Source organism: Rhizobium sp. FKL33, assembly GCF_005222915.1.
Taxonomy (GTDB): domain Bacteria; phylum Pseudomonadota; class Alphaproteobacteria; order Rhizobiales; family Rhizobiaceae; genus Rhizobium_E.
The window spans coordinates 20,682-38,775 of the sequence record NZ_STFX01000006.1; the positions used below are offsets into that span (position 1 = coordinate 20,682).

The window sequence follows — 18,094 nt, forward strand, 5'->3', positions numbered from 1 at the left end:
GAAGCAAACCGTGGGGATAGCCGTTTCCATCGCCGTCGGACTGGCCGTCTTTGGCCAGGCCGCGGCCGGGGACGACGCACCCCGCGCGCTGAGGCCCGGCACGGCCGTCACAGGCGAGATCGCTGCAGAGGAGAGAGCACAGCTCTTTCCCCTCGCCAGCCGCCAAGGTGACTTCGTGCAGGGCGTGATCGACGTAAAGGGTGGCCCGGTCGACCTCGATGTGGTCGACCGGGCCAGCCGCACCCTGCGCCGGCTCGCGGCGAAGAGCGCGGGTCGAACCACCTTTCTTTTCATCGCGGGCGAAGGCGATGCACTCAGGCTGACGGCGTCGAAAGAAGGCGCTTCCTATAGCCTGGAAATCGTCAAACAGTTTGCGGTCACCGAGCAGGCGCCGCCGCCGCCCACCTATCTCAGCCCGGCCGTCGCCGCCGCCGCAGCAGCAGCACGGGACGGCAAGGGCACGGACGCTTTCTGGGCGCGCATAGCGCGCGATGGCACGCCTCTCGTCGAGCCATCCTCCGATCGCATGCGTATCGTCACATTTCTCTATCGCGGTGCGAGCCGGAATGTCCGCATCCTCGGCGCGCCGTCGGCGGACCATGATCCGCTGGAACATGTCGACGGAACCGATATCTGGTTCAAAACTTATCTGCTGCCGGCTTCGACCCGGCTGTCCTACCAGATCGCGCCCGATATACCCGAGATTCCGGGCACGGCGCGCGAGCGCCGCGTGGCGATCCTGGCGACGGCACAGGCCGACCCGCTCAACCGTTTTCCATGGCCGGCCGATGCCAGTGACCGGTTCAACCTCTCCTCGACCTTCGCGCTTGACGGCGCGCCGGCGCAGCCCTTCCTCGCCAAGCGCAAGGTCGACAAGGGCAAGCTCGTGGATTTCGAGATCGAGAGCCCGCGCCTCGGCAACACAAGAACGATCACGCTCTATACGCCGCCGCATTTCTCGCCTGCCAGGAAGGACAACGTGCTGCTGTTCCTGTTCGACGGCGATGCTTACCAGAGCAAGGTTCCCACGCCCACGATCCTCGACAATATGATCGCCGATGGCGCCATCCCGCCCGTGGTTGCGGTTCTCATTCCCAATCCGGATCGTGAGGCGCGCGGCCGCGAATTGCCCGACAGCGCCGATTTCACCGCTTTCCTCGCCGATGAACTCTTGCCGGCGGTTGCCGCGCGTACCGGCTTGAAGCCGGCGCCATCCCGCACGATCCTTGCCGGATCGAGTTTCGGCGGCCTTGCTTCGGTGAGGATCGCGCTGGCGCGGCCGGACCTGTTCGGCAATGCGCTTAGCATGTCAGGTTCGTTCTGGTGGCATCCCGACAGCGCGCCGGCAGAGGACGGCGAGTATATCGCGGCCTTGGTGGCCAGAAACCCGAAGGCGGGCATACGGGTCTTCCTCAGCGCCGGTCTGTTCGAGGTCAAGGGACCAGGCGCGGATGCGGGCATTCTCGATTCCAACCGCCATCTTCGCGATGTCCTGCAGGCCAGGGACTATGAAATCCACTACCGCGAATACGCCGCCGGCCACGATTACCTCGTTTGGCGCGGGATCCTCTCGGATGGCTTGATCGCTCTCTTCGGCCGTCGCTGACCCGGATCGCTCACTGCCAGAAAAATTAGAAAGGCTCAGACATGTCGAAATCAGGATTCATGCGTCGTGCGATGCTTGCTGCGCTATTCGGCGCCGTCCTGACAGGCGGCGCACCCATCGGCTCTGCCATCGCGGAACCGATCGAGGTCCGGCATTTCCAGGGTACGACGACGCTCGAAGGCCGCCCGTCGCGGGTCTTCGTCTACGATCTCGGCATTCTCGACATGCTGGATGCGCTCGATGTTCCCGTGCGTGGTGTGCCAGGCTCGAATGTCCCGCTGTCGCTGTCGAAATACAAGGCGGACAGCTATGTGAAGATCGGAACGCTGTTCGAACCGGACTACGAGACAGTCAATGCGGAGAAGCCCGACCTGATCCTGATCGGGCCGCGCACCAGCGAGAAATATGCCGCACTGTCGGCGCTCGCGCCCGTCGTCGACCTGACGGCCGACAGCAACCATTTTCTCGACAGCGTCGAAACCAATGCCCGCACACTCGGCAAGATCTTCGGCAAGGAGGCAGAGGTAGAAGCCGACATCGCCGCGCTCGGCAAATCCATCAACGACCTGCGGTCGGAGACGAAGACGATGGGCAACGGGCTTGTGATTCTGGCCACCGGCGGCAAGATCAGTGCTTACGGTCCGAAGTCGCGATTCGGCGAACTTCATGCGGAGTTCGGCATTGCGCCGGCAGACCCCAATCTGGCGGTTGCCGTGCATGGCCAGGCGATCTCCTTCGAATATATTCTGGAGGTCAACCCCGACTGGCTCTTCGTCATCGACCGCGATGCCGCCGTGGCCGGTCATGCCCAGACGGCTGACAAGCTGCTCGACAACGAGCTTGTGCGACGAACTCGTGCGTGGGCGACCGGCCGCGTCGTCTACCTCGATCCGGTGAAGATGTATCTGACAAGCTCGAGCCTGCGCTCCCAGCAGGGGATCGTCGACGAACTCATCGCCGCGATCCGGCAGAAGTCAAAGTCGTGAAACCTGAAGCCTGGCTATCAACGGCTCTGGCGGGCCAGCTGAGAGGAGTGTTGTATGAAATTGTCACAGCGATCCAGCCTGAACTGATGGGGTTGCCCCCTCCGGCCGGCATCGGAGTATGATGCCTGCCCAGCGCCATGGTGGCGCTCATGGAGGAAAGGCAGATGACACAGGTGCGCATATCCTTGCAATCGACCTAGCAAAGCGGAGCTTCCATGTCTGTGGGACGGATCGCGGCGGTGCGGTTCTATTCAACAGGGCACTGTCGCGGGGCCGATTGCAGCAGTTTCTGAGTGAGCAGTCGCCATGCATCGTGGCGATGGAAGCGTGCGCCACGAGTCACTTCTGGGGACGGTTCGCGCGGAGTCACGGCCACGACGTACGGCTGATCCCGCCAATCTATGTGAAGCCGTTCGTCAAACGACAGAAGAATGACGCGGCCGATGCAGCCGCGATTGCGGAAGCCGCGTTGCGTCCGAACATGCACTACGTCGCGGCCGAGAGCGCCGAGCATCAGGCGCGCAGTACACCCACCAGTGCTTTGTGCGCCAGCGCACCCAGCTCATCAATGCCTTGCGCGGGCATCTGGCGGAGTTGAGAAGATCGACTGACGGAACGCTGCGGAAAGGACTTCAATGTTCAGAATGGGCCAAGCCAGTCCCGGGGCTCGAGCCAACCAAGCTCTCTGAACCGATGTGGACCCTGTTCTTCGAACTGCATCCCGGCCCGTGGCTACTTCAGGCCACATTATGAGGCCTGTCACACGACCGATAGAATTCCTCGTCCGCAGACAGTCGTCAGAAAATTCTTCTTGTCAAACCGGGGGCATCCACACATCCCGCTCGCGATCGCCAGCGGCCCAGGTTCGAAGGCGCAGAACTCGATCGGCGTCGCGGTTATGGGCGGCGCCATCGCCTCCACACTGCTCGGGATCTTCTTCATTCCCCTGCTGTTCGTGGTGACCTGGCGGCTGTTCCAACGGCGCCAGACAAGAGCGAAACGAAACCTGGCGGCAGAATGACAATGGATGCGCGGGCCAATTCCTCCGGTCTTGTCGTCGGTCGGAGGCAGGAAGACGCGGTCATTGCGTTGTTCAGGCCCAATCACCAGACTCCAGGTTGGTCTACCACTTGACCAACCTCGGACCTCCTCCTATCCTGGTGTTGAAACTCCAGAAAATCGGAGAATAGCGATGACTGTCACCGTAAAGGTCGCCGAGGCGAAAACCCATCTGTCAGACCTGTTGGCAAGGGTTGAGGCCGGTGAGGATTTCATCATTGCCCGCGGCAATGATCCCATCGCCAAATTGGTGGCGATCGACGAACGCCGCCAGCGCTTGGCGGCAATCGAGGCCGTCCGGGCTTTGCGCGCCCAGTCCAAGCCGGTGACTGCCGAAGAAATCCAGGCGTGGAAGCAGGAAGGCCGCCGCTGATGGCGTTTGTGGTTGACGCCTCGATAGCCGGCGCCTGGCTTTTGCCCGATGAGGAAAATGCGCTCGCCGAGCAGGCGATGGCGCGAATGATCGATGAAGACGTCGCAGCGCCGGATCTTTTGCGCCACGAAATCCGGAGCATCCTCCTAAGCGCGGAACGGCGCGGCAGAATCTCCGACGATTTTGTCCATGCCGCGCTGAGCCGCTTTCGCGGACTGCCGCTTCAATTCGCGGGTCCTTCGGACGACACGGAGGTGGTGCGGCTGTCGCGCAAACACCGCCTGAGCGCCTATGACGCCGCCTATCTGGCTCTCGCCGTCCTCGAACAGTTGCCGCTCGCCACGCTCGACCGCCGATTGGCGGACGCCGCACGCGCCGAGGGCGTTGTCGTTTTGGAGCCGAAACAGGGAGAGCATTGATCGCGTCTCTCCATTCGCTCTACGAGCGAACTCCATAGGATGACGTCTATATCGGCTGCTTGGCCCCGGCGTCCGCGCCGAAAAGATCTCGGCGCGATAGTGAAGCGAATTCCGTTCAAACCCGCAGCGCCGCGCCATCGCAAGGATGCGCCAGCAATTCCTCCAGCTCAGGATCAAGAAGCAGCACGGAGATCGAAGCGCCGACCATATCGATCGACGTGCAGTAATGGCCGATCCAGTTGACCGCGATCGTCACTTGCTTGGCGGACAGCCGCTCCTCGATGCGGCGATAGAGAATGTAGAGCTCCATCATCGGCGTCGCGCCGAAAGAATTCACCAGCACAGCGACGCGATCGCCCGGGACGGGCTTCATTTCCGCGAAAATCTTGTCCATCACCATGTCGACGATGTCATCCGCCGTCTTCAGCTTTTCACGTATGACGCCTGGCTCGCCATGGATTCCCATGCCGATTTCCATTTCGTCCGCGCCGATTTCGAAATTGTAGCGTCGGGTTTGCGGCAGCGAACAGGGTTCCAGGGCAACCCCCAATGTAAAGGTGCGCTCATTCGAGCGGCGCGTAATCGCCGCGCAAGCGTCGAGATCCAGGCCGCGATCGGCAGCGGCGCCGGCGATCTTGAAGGCGAATAGATTTCCGGCAACGCCGCGCCGGCCCTCGCGGTCCTCAATATTGGCGGAGGCGATGTCATCGGTGGTGATGACGGTTCGTACGGGAACGCCATGTTCGGCCGCCATTTCGGCGGCCATATCAAAATTCATGACGTCGCCGTGATAATTGCCATAAACGAACAAGACCCCTGCCCCGCCATCGACAGCCTTGACGCATTCGAAGATCGGATCGGGCGGCGGCGAGGAAAATACGTTGCCGACAGCCACCGCATCGGCGAGCCCCTTGCCGACATACCCGAAAAAGCAAGGCTCATGACCCGATCCGCCGCCGATTACGATCCCCACCTTTCCCGGTCGCGGCCCGTCGCGGGCGATTAGCGCTCGCGGATAGTTCTGCAGGACATAGAGATGCCTGCCATAGGCAGCGGCAGCGCCGGCCACCATCTCGTCGATCACATCCTGGGGATCGTTGATGAATTTCTTCACCTTGTCCCGCGTGTTGAAGCCCGAAGCGGGTTCGGTCCGCTGGCGCGGCGCAAGCTTGGCGTCGATGTCGGAAACACCATCGGCGCGCAGGATTCCCCGCGCGGTGACGGCATCGGTGATGAGCACGGTGACAAGCTGGCCACGCAGCGCGCCGAGGATCGCGGGCACCTTGTCCGCTCCGCCGGCCACACCGATGCGGGTGGGAACCGCCCTGAGTTGATCGAACGAAATGCCGATTACTCGGTTGTCGAGGGGCCCAGCCACGCGACGGCCGCGCTCATCGATGAAATGTCCCGCCACGACACCGATCGCCTTGTTGCCGAGATAATGTTGTAGCGCGCCGGGCGCATCGAGAAGCCCGCTCTGATGGACGGTGGAATTCGGCCGAAGCGAAGCGATCGAGAAGATCGTCTTGTTGACAGAAGACAGTCGGGCAAGTTGTTGACTGAGCAACGTCTCGTCTTCCAGCAGCCGCCTGACCTCCGACGAGGAAACCAGAATGGGCGCGAGGATATTTTCGCAGCGGCCGCCGACCGCGGCGGCGAAGGTCCAGGCGCATTGCTGCGGGGTGGAGCTCAGGGTCGAAGCGGTGCCGCCGGTCGCCTGAAACACCGTCACGTCCTGAAGGCCGTTGAGCTTTAACCTCTCTCCGACGGCAAGAACCGTCCGGCCCCAGACTACGGCAAGGCGGTCGCCGGATCGGACGATTTTCTCGAGGGCCTGCGCGCCGACAGCGCCGAGCCGGTCGATTAGAGCATCGCCGTCGTCACGGGTGGGCGCGACGATGCAATCATGCAGACCAAAATGTCGCTTGAGTTCCTGGGCGAGATACAAGGACGCCAGCCGCGCCGGATCCAGACTGATCTGAATGATCCCGCGCTCCCTGGCGTCAGCGAGATAGGCGTTCACCGTGGCGCGTGAGATGCCCATCGTGACGGCGATATCGCTCTGGGTCAGGCCTTCTTCGTAGTAGAGCCAGCATGCCCAGATATAGGGATCGGCTCCAAACCGGAGCGGGATGTCCATTGCAGCGGCTGCGCCACTCTCGATCGGCTTTTCCCTTGCCATGTTGTCGTCCGTCTATGGTTGACTTGCCATTGTCCCGCGCAAGAAGAAGGCAAGGCGATCCTTTTATAGGTTCGCCAAAAGCCGTTCTCCCTGCACCAACATGCGGCAAGCCTATGCGTTGAAACGCTGCCCGGCGGAAGTCCCTCCGACCATAAGCCTAGCGCTAACGGTCGAAAAACTCGCAAATTTCCGCCACGATGATCGCCGCAGAGGCGGCTCCGGGATCGATATGACCGAGCGACCGTTCACCGAGACGAGACGACCGTCCCTTGCTCGCGACCATCGCCTTTGTCGCTTCCGCGCCATCTTCGGCCGCCTTGCGGGCGGCGGCCAGCGCCTCGGCTGCCGGCTTGCCGGCTTCACGCGCCTGCGCGACGGCGATCGCAGCCGGTTTCCATGCGTCAATCATGGTCTTGTCGCCGAGTTCCGCCTTGCCGCGGTCCTCAATACCCCGCGCCATGGCTTCGATAACGGACAACGCTTCATCGAGCGTCACAGTCTCCTTTCCTTTGAAGGTCGCGCCGGCGCGAAGGAAAGCCGTCGCATAAAGCGGTCCCGATGAGGCTCCGACGGCATTGAGGAAGGATTTCGCAGCGGTGTTGAACACATCGGTCGGCGTGGCCGCATCCGTCGCGAGCGTATCCAGCGCCTTCACGATCGCGCCGAAGCCCTGCTCCATTGCGATACCGTGGTCGGCGTCTCCGATGTGACCGTCGAGTTCGCAGAGATGGTTACGCTCGCCCTCGATCCGGCTTGAGATCTTTCGAAACATGGCTTTGAAATCTGCGGCGTCCAGTTGCATAACCTCTCCCTCACTTCACCTGAAACATCGCACAGTCACAGGGATGATCCAGCATTTCGGTCAGTTCCGCATCAAGATGCAGCACGGTGACGGAAACGCCGGCCATTTCCAGTGACGTGCAATAGGGACCGACCCAGGTCTTGTAGACATCAAGGCCCGCTTCCGCGAGACGCTGGTTGACCCGCCGGTTGACGATGTAAAGCTCCATCAGCGGCGTCGAGCCGAGCGAGTTGACAAGCACGGCGACCTTTTCTCCGCTTTTTGCGGACATTTCCGCGAAAATACGGTTCATGATATCATCGACAATGGCGTCAGCGCTGGCGAGCTTTTCGCGGGCGACGCCCGGCTCGCCATGGATGCCCATGCCGACTTCCATTTCATCATCGCCCATGGAGAAATTCCATTTCCGCGTTTGCGGCAACGAACAGGCGGACAGAGCAACCCCGACGGTGAATGTCCGATCATTGGTCTTTCGGGCGATGCGCTCGCAGTCGTCGATGGACATCATCTTGTCTGCGGCCGCCCCGGTCAGCTTGAAGACGAAGAAATTGCCCGCAACGCCTCGTCGCTTGTCCCGTTGATCGCGCGGAGCCGACGCAATGTCGTCGGTGGTCAGCACCGTCCGCACCTCGATGTCATCGAGCGCCATCATCTCGGCGGCCATATCGAAGTTCATCACGTCGCCGGCATAGTTTCCATAGAGATAGAGAACCCCCGCGCCGCCATCAACCGCACGCGTGCAGGACATGATCGGGTCCGGCGGCGGCGACGCGAAGACGTTGCCTACCGCGCAGCCGTCCGCCAAGCCTTTTCCAACAAAACCCACGAATGTCGGCTCGTGACCGGAGCCTCCACCGACGACAATTCCCACCTTGCCCTTGCGGGGTCCCTCGCGGGCAACGATGGCGCGCGGATTATCCTCGACATAAGTGAGGATATGGGGGTGAGCGGCGAGAATGCCGTCCACCATTTCGTCAACGACGCGGGCGCCATCATTGATGATCTTCTTGGTCTGCATGGGAGCCTCCCTTCCGTGCTAACGGACACTGCCGCGAACCGGCTGCGTTTTCATGAATTCCATCACCTGTTCGAAAGACCGGATACCGGCGTCGGAGCCGAGCCCGGTTGCGACCAGCGCCGCCGAAGCCTGGGCGAAGGACAGCCGCGTTTCCAGATCCATGCCGTGATGCAAGGCGACCACATAGCCGGCGTCGAAAGCGTCGCCGCAGCCCGTGGTGTCGACGACGTCGATGGCGTAGGCCGGACGCGTCAGCCGCGCGCCGGCCTGATCGGCATAGAAAGCGCCGTCGCCGCCAAGGGTGAAGACGCAGGCGTTGACGCCCTTGTCGAGGAAGAAGCGCGCGGCGTCCTCGACCGAATTCTGGCCTGACATGGCGCAGGCTTCTTCGATCGAAGGCATGAAATAGTCGATATAGGGCAGAAGCGGTTCGACCACCGCAATTGTTCCGGCATTGGCGGCGATGAGATCGAACGTCGTGGTACGGCCCCGCTTCTTGGCTTCGGCGAGCAGCTTGCGACTGGGCTCCCCGTCCAGCTTGCGCAACAGGCCGGTGCCGCCGAGATGAATGATCGGCGGCGCAAGCACCGTGTCATATGCGCTTTCGGGCACGTCGAAATGATTGGATGCGCCGCGCTGATGAAGCGCCGGCCTCTCGCCATTGCGGCGGACATTGAGGATGGTCGCCGAGGATGGTACGTTGGACAGCCGCTGCATGCCGGAGATGTCGATGCCGAATTTCTGCATGGTCGCCAGCATGAAATCGGCTTTTTCATCGTCTCCGACAGCCCCGACCGCCAGGCAATTCAGGCCCATCTTGGCGATGTCCACGACGGTTCCCCCGGCGGTGCCGGCGACCGTCAGGCGGATTTCGTCGATGAAATCGACCTGTCCGCCCGGCGGGATGGCGTCGACGGGACGCCCGAGAATGTCCAGAATGTAAAGACCGATGACCGAGACGTCATGCATAATGCTACCTCCTTTCGGGCGACGACGCTTCAAGCCGGCGTCGTTCTGCCCATCCCTTATTCAGCATAACCCGCAAGCGAGCCGATCCTCACGCCATCACGATAAAGGCTCATATGAACGGGATCGACATGCAGATGGGCGGTCGCGCCACGGCCGAAAGCAGGGCGCCCGTCCGTCTTCGCCTTGATTGTCACGCCTTCGACGTCGAGCGTGACCACAAAGCGTCCGGCGATCGTGACGTTCATGTCGCGGATCACCGCCGGCACGCTGCCGTTTTTCGGAGCGCCCGTCAGAGTCACGTGCTCGGGCCGGACGCCGATGCGCAGATCGCCGCCAGCATCGCCCAGATCCGTGACAACCAAGGGAAGCGCCGACAACGGCGTCTCCAACTGCCCTCCCCTCACCCGCGCCGGCGGAAAGTTCATGCCGGGATTGCCGAGAAACCAGCCGGCGAATTCGGTGGCGGGCGTGTCGTACAGCGCGGCTGGCGCGTCATACTGGATGATCCGGCCGTCGCGCATCAGCGCCACGCGGTCGGCGAGCGTCATGGCTTCGGTCTGGTCATGAGTGACATAGACGATGGTCTGCCGCAGGCGTTGGGTGACAAGCTTGAAGGCCCGGATCAGCAGCAGCTTGGCGTGCACCTCGACATTGGTGGTCGGTTCGTCGAACAATACGATGTCGGAGCGCCGCGCGACAGCCCGACCCACGGCGACCTTCTGCCGGCTGCCGGCGTCGAGATCGCCGATGAACAGCTTGCGCTTGTCGCGCATGTCAAGAATGTCGAGCACCTCGTCGATGCGGCGGGCGCGTTCGGAACTCGACAGCGTCTTGTCCTGTTCGAGCGGCAGCGAGATGTTCTCCTCGACCGACAAGGTCTGGTACATGACCGGATATTGAAAGACCATGCCGACATTGCGCTTGCGCGGCGGCAGCGAGCCCATGTCCCGGTCGTCGAACAGGATGCGGCCCGAAGTCGGCTTTTCCAGGCCGACGATCATCCGCATCAGCGTCGTCTTTCCGCAGCCGGAGGGACCGAGAAGGCAAGTGACCTGGCCATCGGCGAAGACGGCGTCCATGTCGCGGATGGCGGTGAAAGCGCCGAATTTCTTGGTCAGGTTCTGGATGACGATGCGCGCCATGACCCTCTCCTCATGCTCGGGGCTGGCAGCGGCCGAGGAAGCGGCCGGAGCTGTTGTCGAAGATCATCACGTCTTCGGCGCGAATGCCGATCTTGACGGGACTGTCGATCGGAGGCGCAAGCTGCCCGGAAGCGGGGTAAGCCGCCGTGAGAGACAGCCCGCCGACATCGGCATAGAGCACGATTTCGGAGCCGAGATGTTCGACGATGGTCACCTTCCCCTCCAGGCCTTCGGGGGCGCCGACAAGCACATGCTCGGGCCGCAGCCCCAGAATGAGATCGCTGGTCGAGACGCCTTCGGGCAGGCCGAAGGAAAAGCCGGCGAATTGGGCGCACCCGTCTCGCGCGACGCAATCGATCAGATTGGCGCGGGGAAAGCCGACGATCTCCAGGCTGCGCGCCTGTTGCGGCTCGAGATAGAGATCGACGGCCGGCGCATGCTCCACCAGCCTCCCCGCATCGAGGACCGCGAGCGATTGGGCAAGCGTCAGCGCTTCGAGCGAATCCGAGGTGGCGTAGAAGAAGGTGGTCCGCAGTTCCTCGCAGAGCTGCTTCAACTCATCCATCAGCCGTTCGCGGAGCTTGTAGTCGAGGCCGACAAGGGGATCGTCGAGCACGAAGACCTTGGCGTCTTTCATGAGACCGCGCGCCACCGCCACCCGCTGCTTTTCGCCGCCCGACAGTTGATCAGGCGTCTTCTTCATCAGATGCTTGATCGACAGCATTCCCGCCGTCGCATCCACTTTGCGGGCGATATCCTCGCGCGGCGCGCCCGAAAGATGCAGCGGATAGGCGATGTTGTCGTAAACAGTCAGATGCGGATAGAGCGCAAAACTCTGCGGCACATAGCCGACATTGCGCTCGGACGGCGGGGCATGGGTGATGTCGCGCCCGGCGAGGAAGATGCGGCCTTCATCCGCCTGCTCCAGCCCGACCAGCAGTCGAAAGAGGATGGATTTTCCGGCTTTCGGCGGACCGCAGACCACGGTGAAGCTGCCTTCTTCGACCGCCAGCGACACCTGATCAAGCGCGCGCTTGCCGCGATAGGCCTTGCTGACGGACTGATACTCCACTGCATGCATGTCAGCGTCCAATCTGTGCGAAATAAGGGGCGAGCAGAATGCCCAGGCCGAACATCAGGGCGACGACTGCAAGCAGGATCACGATCCGCAACAGGCTGCGCCCGACGCTCAAGTCCCGCGGCGTATTGCCGACCGCGATCTGCAACAGCGTCGCGCCGACGAGAATGCCGAGCCCGATGCGGAAGACCGTGACCGAAAACTGCTGCGCCACCAGAATGATGCCGAGAAGGATGAGCGCCATCAGCACTGCTTCCAGCCGGTCGATGAAGCTGCGCTCGGACTTGATGTCGTCAGACTCCATCTCACACCTCCCCGCGCACGGTGCCGAAGGTCATGCCGACCAGCAGATATTTCTGGAAGAAGTAGATGAACAGCACCGGTGGCAGGATGTAGATCGACGTCAGCGCGGATATGAAGGTCCAGTTGAGGCCGCCGTCGGAATAGGCGCCGACCGCGAGCGCATAGGGAATGTTCTGCGTCGACACGCCGCCGATGATGAAATTGAACAGAAACTCGTTCCAGACGAAGATCATGTTGAAGATGAAGGCCGCAATGAGCCCTGGCTTCACCTGCGGCAGCACCACCCGGAAGATGATATGCGGCCAGGAGCCGCCATTCACACGGCCCGTTTCGTCGAAACGCGTCGAGACGCCGTCGAGAAACCCTTTGAGGATCCAGACCGAGAACGGAATGGAGAACATGGCGTAGAACAGGATCATCGCCAGATGATTGTCCTTCCAGCCGAAGGCCACATACATCAGATACACGGGCAGGATCACCGCCGGGCCCGGCAACATGCGGATGGACAGAAGCAGGAACATCAGGAAGTCAGTGCCCTTCGGCTTGAAGCGCGAGAAGCAGAAGGCGGCGAGAAAAGACACGAAGACCGCGATCACCACCGCCGCCGCCGACAGCAGCACGGAATTTCCGAGCTGCAGCAGAAAGGATGTGTTGGTGGCGAAGAGATCGGCGTAATTGGCAAGGGTCGGCGAGAAAAACAGTTTCGGCGGCGTCGCCAGAATGTCCTCCCGCGTCTTGAACGACGACAGGATGATCCAGGCCACCGGCGAGAAGAACAGCAGCGACACGAGCCAGAGCGTGACGTGATAGAGGCGGGCGCGAAGAGTTTCCGACATGTCAGCGTCCTCTGCGGCGACGATTGAGTATGAAGATGAACATCGAGGTCATCGCGATGGAGATCAGCAGCAGCAGCACCGAATAGGCGGACGACCAGCCCATGTTGAAGCTTTCGAAGGACTGCTTGTTGAGCTCCACCGCCACCAGACGCGTCGTCTGGCCCGGGCCGCCCTTGGTCATGGGGATGACGAGGTCGAGCGTCTTGAAGCTGTCGATGGTCCGCAGGAGGATGCCGAGCATCAGGATGAATTTGCCATGATGCCAGATCACCAGCGAGATGCGCTTCGGCCAGGAAAGGCGATCGATTTCGGCGGCCTCCAGCTCCGCCTTCGGCACCGAGCCGAGGGCTGCGAGCGTCATCAGCGTCATGAACGGCGTCCACATCCAGCAATCGACCGCGAGCACCGCCCAGAAGGCGATCTGCGGATTGCCGAGGAAATCGATCGTGCCGGTTGGCGACAACCATCCGACCAGCGCGTTCAGAACGCCGAAAGTCGGGTCATAGATGAAGCGGAAGAAGGTGCCGGTGGCGACGGGGGTCAGCACCATGGGCGTGAACAGCAAGGTCAACGCCAATTTGCGGCCGGGCATCTCCTTGGAGCCCCAAAACAGAAAGCCGAGCAGAATGCCAAGCGCGGTCTGAATGCCGACGCCCACGCCGACGAACAGGAAGGTTCGGCCGAGATCGCCCCAAATGCCATTCCGGTTGCGGAAAATATCCTGGAAATTCCGGAAGCCGAAGAATTCGGGCGGCGTGCCGTTCAGCAGCGAGAATTTGTGAAAGGAAAGTCCCAGCAGCCAGAGCGTCGGGATCGTGTTGAACACGATGAAGAAAGCGAGCACCGGAGCCAGGAGCGCAAAGATAATGACGCGCCTGTCGTCCTTGAACGCCGAGGGCGGTTTCGTTGACGCCATGATGTTCCATCCATTGAAGACAACGCCCGCCTATCCGCAAATGTCTTGGGCGCGCGCGTCTGTTCGGGGTTGGCGGCGGCCGGGAGGTCATACCGACCGCCGCCGGGAGGGACGCTTGAACAAAGGCCGGGTCCGCCGGTCGCCTCGTCGGCGACCAGCAGATATCCCGAGGTTGCGAAACCTCAGAGACTGGCGGCCGAGCAGGCGTCGGAGGGACCTTCCTTGGCGAAACCATCGTCATAGAGGATTTGCTGCTGCTGGCAGGCGATATAGTCGAGCGCCTGCTTGGCCGAGGCCGTCGAGCCGGTCATGTAGGAGGTGAAACCCTCCTGCTGGACAGCGAGCATTTCCGAGTAACGCGGATGGTGCCAGAAGTCGCGCGAGCGGCCGGTTTCCAGCATGAACTTGTAGGCGCGGTTCCACGGATTGATCTTGTCGAAATCCGGATTGGAGAGCGTCGCCTTGTCGGTGGGGTTGCCGCCGCGCTTGGCGAATTCCAGCGTGGTTTCCGGCAGATACCACCAGTTCATGAAGTCGATGGCGACGCGCATCTTCTCGTCGTCATTGAAGGCGTTGAGCACCCAGGGCTGGCCGCCCATGCAATAGATGCGCTTGGCCTGATCGCCCTTGCCGAATTTCGGCGGCGGCACGACGAGCACCTTGTCCTTGTTCTCGGGGGTGATCATGGCGAGGCCGACGGCCGCCCATTGCAGGCAGGTCGCCACCTTGCCCTGGGTCCAGACGTCGATTTCCTCGGCGATACCGAAATTGGTCGCGCCCGGCGGCATGTATTTGAGCCAGGATTTGTAGAGTTCCATGGCCTTGGCGTTTTCGTCGGTGTTGAGAATGCCTTCGACCTGTCCGGTGTTCGGATCCCAGATGTCGCCGCCGCGGCTCCACATGATCGAGAGCTGCGGGCAGGTGCAGAAGTCGTAGACGCGGCTGTATTGCCATGCGGCGCCCCAGAGACCCTGATCCGGACGCGTGAAGAACTCCATGATCTTCTCGTAGTCTTCGGCGTTGAGGTTCTCGTATTCCTCGAAGGTCGAGGGGAGCTTCATATTGTATTTGGCCTGGAAGGCGGCCTGTTCCTTGGGGTCCTCGACGAGGTCCTTGCGGACGTAAAGCGCCTTGGTGTCGCCTTCCTGCGGCAGGCCCCAGATCTGGTCGCTGCCATCGGGATATTTCATATAGGTGTTGACGACAGTGTCGGAATACCAGTCGAGCTGCAGGTTCTTGTTCTTGGCGATGATGTCGTTGAGCTGCAGGATCCAGCCGGGCTTGGCGAGCGCGCCGAGCCACTGGCTGTCGGAAATGATGATGTTGTATTCCTGGCTCTTGGTCGCGAGCGAGGTCGCGGCCTTCTGGAACAGATCCGAGAACGGCGCCTCGGCAAAGCCGAAGCTGACGTCGTAGCCGTATCTTTCCTTCACATAGTCGGCAAACAGCGGCGACATCTTCACGCCGAGCGAAGACGGCAGCCAGCCGGCAATGCCGAGAATGTTCATTTCGATCTTCTTGCCTGCCAGCGGATGGCTTTCGGCAGCCATCAGCCGGTTGATGAACGGCGCGGACATTGCGCCGGAAAGACCGGCGACCGCCGCGCCTTTCAGTATCGTTCTTCTCGGCACGACAAAGCGCGCGCCGGTCTTGTCACCGGAATCCACAGTCATTGAGATCTCCTCCCGAAATGCCGCCCTCGGCTCCTCCCGCGGCGGCGATGCGTGACTTTAGCGGTTCCTAACCAGTCACTTTGACATTTGTTGATCATGTCCCGTATTTTGTCAATACACGATCATGAGGCATTGGAATAATCTGGCGAAGCCGACTGGAGGCGCCAGTCTGCTCTCTTTGAAATTTTTAGGTTTTCACCCGCGTCAGGCGCACAAAATTCCCGCCTCGAACCCGCAGGAGCTTGCGACGGATTTCAACATCCGCGTTTTCCGTCAGATTTCACTGGGACGGTCCAAAAGACGAAGGACATTTCGACGCTCGATTTCGACTTGTTCTTCAACGTCGACAATGATGGCGCTAAAGATCCGCTTATTCAGACCGAGAGCCAGGTTTCTGGCGCGCTGATCCCTGCGCGCCTCTGAACAAACATGGTTTTCTGATCTCAGCTGACCGCAGGCGGCAGCACGAGAATGGCGCGGAAATCATTGACATTGGTCAGGGTTGGACCTGTCACGACCTGCCCATCGACGGCCGCGAAAAAGGAATGGGCGTCGTTGCGCCGAAGCGCATGCCGTGGATCGACGCCGCGTTCCTTCGCTGTCTTCAGCAGCTCCGGCCCAAAGACGGCGCCGGCCACTTCGGCTGCACCATCCACGCCATCGGTATCGCAAGCCAAAGCATGAATGCCCTCCGCTCCCTGGAGCGCAATGGCCAATGACAGGCAGAACTCGGCATTCGGGCCGCCGATACCATCCCCACGCCGCGTGACCGTGAGTTCTCCGCCGGACAAAAGCAGGATCGGCGCATCCCCTGCCTTCATGCCGGCCTGGAGAGCGAGGGCCTCTCTCGCCTGAGCTTCCGCAACCACCCGCGCCTCCCCTTCCAGCGCGTCGCCGAGCAGGCGCACATCGCAACCGGCTTGCATGGCAAGCGCCGCGGCCGCCTCCAGCGATTGCCGTGGCGCGGCATAGATGACGTTGCGAACGCGCGCCAGGCGTGGATCATCGGGCTGCGCCACGCCGGAGCCGCGGGAAAGCGCCTCGCGGATCGACGGGGGGACATTGATCTTCCATCGATCGATGACCGCGAGGGCATCCTCCGGCGTCGAGGGATCGCCGACGGTTGGTCCCGAGCCGATGAAAGCCGGATCGTCTCCCGGCACATCCGAAATCATCAGCGCAAGCAGTTCCGCCGGAAAGGCGGCAGCCGCCAATTGCCCACCCTTGACCCGGCTCAGATGCTTGCGGACCGTGTTCATCCGGTCGATCGGCGCGCCGGAGGCCAAGAGCGCCTGATTGACGGCCTGTTTCTCGGCCAAGGAGACGCCCGTCACGGGCTGAACCAGCAGCGCCGAAGCGCCGCCGGAAATCAACGCCAGAACGAAATCGGCCTCGCCGGCGGTTTCGACCAAGGCAAGCATGCGGACCGTCGCCTCGAGCCCGGCCAGATCGGGAACGGGATGGGCGGCCTCCACGATCTCGATGCCCCGGCAAGGCCTCCCATAGCCGTAGCGTGTGATGACGAGGCCTTCGCAGGGTCCCCAGGCTGCCTCGACCGCCTCGGCCATGCGCGCGCTCGCCTTGCCGGCGCCGACGACGATGACACGTCCTTTCGGTTTTTCCGGCAGGAAATCCTTGAGCGACCGCATGGGGTCAGCGACTTCCACGGCCCGGTCGAACAGGCTTCGAAGAAAGAGATCCGGTCGATCGATCATGCAACGTCCCTTATGCCGCTCGTATCGCGGATCACCAGGTCCACGGCCGTCAGGGTCTCCGGCTGCGGGCGCTTCCCCTCCTCCAGCCAGTCCAATATCGTGGCGGCTATGCTTCGTCCGAACTCCGCGACCCCGCAATGCACCGTCGAGAGGGCGGGAAACACCTGGCTGCATTCTTCGATATCGTCGAAGCCGACCATGCGGAAATCATGCCCCACAGTGCGGTTCAACTTCGCAAAGCCCGAGAGCATGCCGAGCGCCACCAGATCGTTGAAGCAGATCGCCGCATCGATGTCCGGATGCGTCCGCGTCAGTTCCTCTGCGGCCTCGCGGCCAAAAACGCGGCTTGCCCTGCCCGAAAGAACGAATGGCTCCATGCCGGCTTCGGCCAGAGCCTCGAAATAGCCTGTCATGCGTTCGCGCGTGACGGCGCGATCGGCAAGTCCGCCGACAAAGGCGATGCGCCGCGGCGAAAAGGACAAGAGATGCCGCGCGGCAAGCAGACTGCCCAGGCGATAATCGGGAGCGGCAAAGGGGAACTGTTCGACCCGAGGATCCACCTTGCGAAGCACTTGCATCGTGGGAATGCCGCCGCGGGCGATCGCGTCGAATGTTCCGCTGTCATCGCCATAGGCGGGCGACAGCACGAGAGCGGAAACGCCATGCTCGATCATGGCGCCGACCACCTGGGCCTGCACTGCCGGATCCTCGTCGGTATTGGCGACCACGGTCGCGTAACCGCGCTGGGACAACGCCATCTGCAGCGAAGTGGCGAATTCGGTGAAGAAAGGGTTGCGGAGATCGTTGATGACGAGGCCGATCAGACCGACATTCGACGAGCGAAGGTTGGCGGCGGCCCGGTTGTAGACATAACCAACCTTGTCCATGGCCTCGCGTACGAGGCGGCGCGTCTCCTCCTTGACCAGCGGGCTGTTCTGCAAGACGAGGCTGACGGTGGATTTTGAAATCCCCGCCACGCGCGCCACGTCGATGATCGTCGGCCGTCGCTCCATGCCC

General features: G+C 61.9%; 17 protein-coding genes and 1 pseudogene. 6 read left to right on the forward strand and 12 right to left on the reverse strand.

Annotated elements, in window-relative coordinates:
- The first annotated feature begins 10 nt into the window (after positions 1 to 10).
- From fes to E8Q41_RS03785, 6 genes and pseudogenes are all read left to right on the forward strand, one after another.
- Positions 11 to 1,606 carry an enterochelin esterase gene (gene fes, locus E8Q41_RS03760; RefSeq protein ID WP_246660066.1) on the forward strand — a complete coding sequence of 532 codons (1,596 nt, stop codon included), beginning with the start codon at positions 11 to 13 and terminating at the stop codon, positions 1,604 to 1,606.
- A gap of 41 nt (positions 1,607 to 1,647) precedes the next feature.
- Entirely contained in the window at positions 1,648 to 2,592 is a 945-nt protein-coding gene (locus E8Q41_RS03765; protein ID WP_137154180.1) for a siderophore ABC transporter substrate-binding protein, read from the forward strand.
- Between the two features lie 121 nt (positions 2,593 to 2,713).
- Positions 2,714 to 3,186 (forward strand): annotated as a pseudogene (locus tag E8Q41_RS03770) (transposase); the annotation flags it as partial.
- Positions 3,187 to 3,403: 217 nt separating this feature from the next.
- Entirely contained in the window at positions 3,404 to 3,613 is a 210-nt protein-coding gene (locus E8Q41_RS25815; RefSeq protein WP_246660067.1) for an efflux RND transporter permease subunit, read from the forward strand.
- Between the two features lie 171 nt (positions 3,614 to 3,784).
- Positions 3,785 to 4,024, forward strand: coding sequence for a type II toxin-antitoxin system prevent-host-death family antitoxin (locus E8Q41_RS03780; RefSeq protein WP_137154182.1), 240 nt, complete (start codon positions 3,785 to 3,787; stop codon positions 4,022 to 4,024).
- Positions 4,024 to 4,443, forward strand: coding sequence for a type II toxin-antitoxin system VapC family toxin (locus tag E8Q41_RS03785; RefSeq protein ID WP_137154183.1), 420 nt, complete (start codon positions 4,024 to 4,026; stop codon positions 4,441 to 4,443). Before E8Q41_RS03780 ends, E8Q41_RS03785 begins: the two co-directional genes overlap by 1 nt.
- Before the next feature lie 115 nt (positions 4,444 to 4,558).
- Here E8Q41_RS03785 and E8Q41_RS03790 read toward each other — a convergent pair whose 3' ends face one another.
- The 12 genes from E8Q41_RS03790 to E8Q41_RS03845 form a co-directional block, all read right to left on the reverse strand.
- Positions 4,559 to 6,625 (reverse strand): bifunctional sugar-binding transcriptional regulator/dihydroxyacetone kinase subunit DhaK, encoded by a 2,067-nt coding sequence (locus tag E8Q41_RS03790; protein WP_137154184.1) that lies wholly within the window; start codon positions 6,623 to 6,625, stop codon positions 4,559 to 4,561.
- 163 nt (positions 6,626 to 6,788) lie between these two features.
- Positions 6,789 to 7,427, reverse strand: coding sequence for a dihydroxyacetone kinase subunit DhaL (dhaL, locus tag E8Q41_RS03795; RefSeq protein ID WP_137154185.1), 639 nt, complete (start codon positions 7,425 to 7,427; stop codon positions 6,789 to 6,791).
- Positions 7,428 to 7,437: 10 nt separating this feature from the next.
- Positions 7,438 to 8,445: a dihydroxyacetone kinase subunit DhaK gene (locus E8Q41_RS03800; protein ID WP_137154186.1), complete on the reverse strand. Its 1,008-nt coding sequence runs from the start codon at positions 8,443 to 8,445 to the stop codon at positions 7,438 to 7,440.
- 18 nt (positions 8,446 to 8,463) lie between these two features.
- A complete protein-coding gene (locus E8Q41_RS03805; RefSeq protein WP_137154392.1) occupies positions 8,464 to 9,417 on the reverse strand; it encodes a sugar kinase in 954 nt (317 codons plus the stop codon).
- Between the two features lie 53 nt (positions 9,418 to 9,470).
- Positions 9,471 to 10,556 (reverse strand): ABC transporter ATP-binding protein, encoded by a 1,086-nt coding sequence (locus E8Q41_RS03810; RefSeq protein ID WP_137154187.1) that lies wholly within the window; start codon positions 10,554 to 10,556, stop codon positions 9,471 to 9,473.
- 10 nt (positions 10,557 to 10,566) lie between these two features.
- Positions 10,567 to 11,637 carry an ABC transporter ATP-binding protein gene (locus E8Q41_RS03815; protein WP_137154188.1) on the reverse strand — a complete coding sequence of 357 codons (1,071 nt, stop codon included), beginning with the start codon at positions 11,635 to 11,637 and terminating at the stop codon, positions 10,567 to 10,569.
- A 1-nt stretch (position 11,638) separates the two neighbouring features.
- On the reverse strand, positions 11,639 to 11,938 hold the full coding sequence (locus E8Q41_RS03820) for a hypothetical protein (RefSeq protein WP_137154189.1): 300 nt from the start codon (positions 11,936 to 11,938) through the stop codon (positions 11,639 to 11,641).
- Position 11,939: 1 nt separating this feature from the next.
- Positions 11,940 to 12,773: a carbohydrate ABC transporter permease gene (locus E8Q41_RS03825; protein ID WP_137154190.1), complete on the reverse strand. Its 834-nt coding sequence runs from the start codon at positions 12,771 to 12,773 to the stop codon at positions 11,940 to 11,942.
- Between the two features lies 1 nt (position 12,774).
- Positions 12,775 to 13,689, reverse strand: coding sequence for a sugar ABC transporter permease (locus E8Q41_RS03830; protein ID WP_137154191.1), 915 nt, complete (start codon positions 13,687 to 13,689; stop codon positions 12,775 to 12,777).
- Between the two features lie 182 nt (positions 13,690 to 13,871).
- On the reverse strand, positions 13,872 to 15,362 hold the full coding sequence (locus tag E8Q41_RS03835; protein ID WP_137154192.1) for an extracellular solute-binding protein: 1,491 nt from the start codon (positions 15,360 to 15,362) through the stop codon (positions 13,872 to 13,874).
- Positions 15,363 to 15,805: 443 nt separating this feature from the next.
- Positions 15,806 to 17,077: a glycerate kinase gene (locus E8Q41_RS03840; protein WP_137154193.1), complete on the reverse strand. Its 1,272-nt coding sequence runs from the start codon at positions 17,075 to 17,077 to the stop codon at positions 15,806 to 15,808.
- A complete protein-coding gene (locus E8Q41_RS03845; protein WP_137154194.1) occupies positions 17,074 to 18,090 on the reverse strand; it encodes a LacI family DNA-binding transcriptional regulator in 1,017 nt (338 codons plus the stop codon). Before E8Q41_RS03845 ends, E8Q41_RS03840 begins: the two co-directional genes overlap by 4 nt.
- Positions 18,091 to 18,094 lie beyond the last annotated feature (4 nt).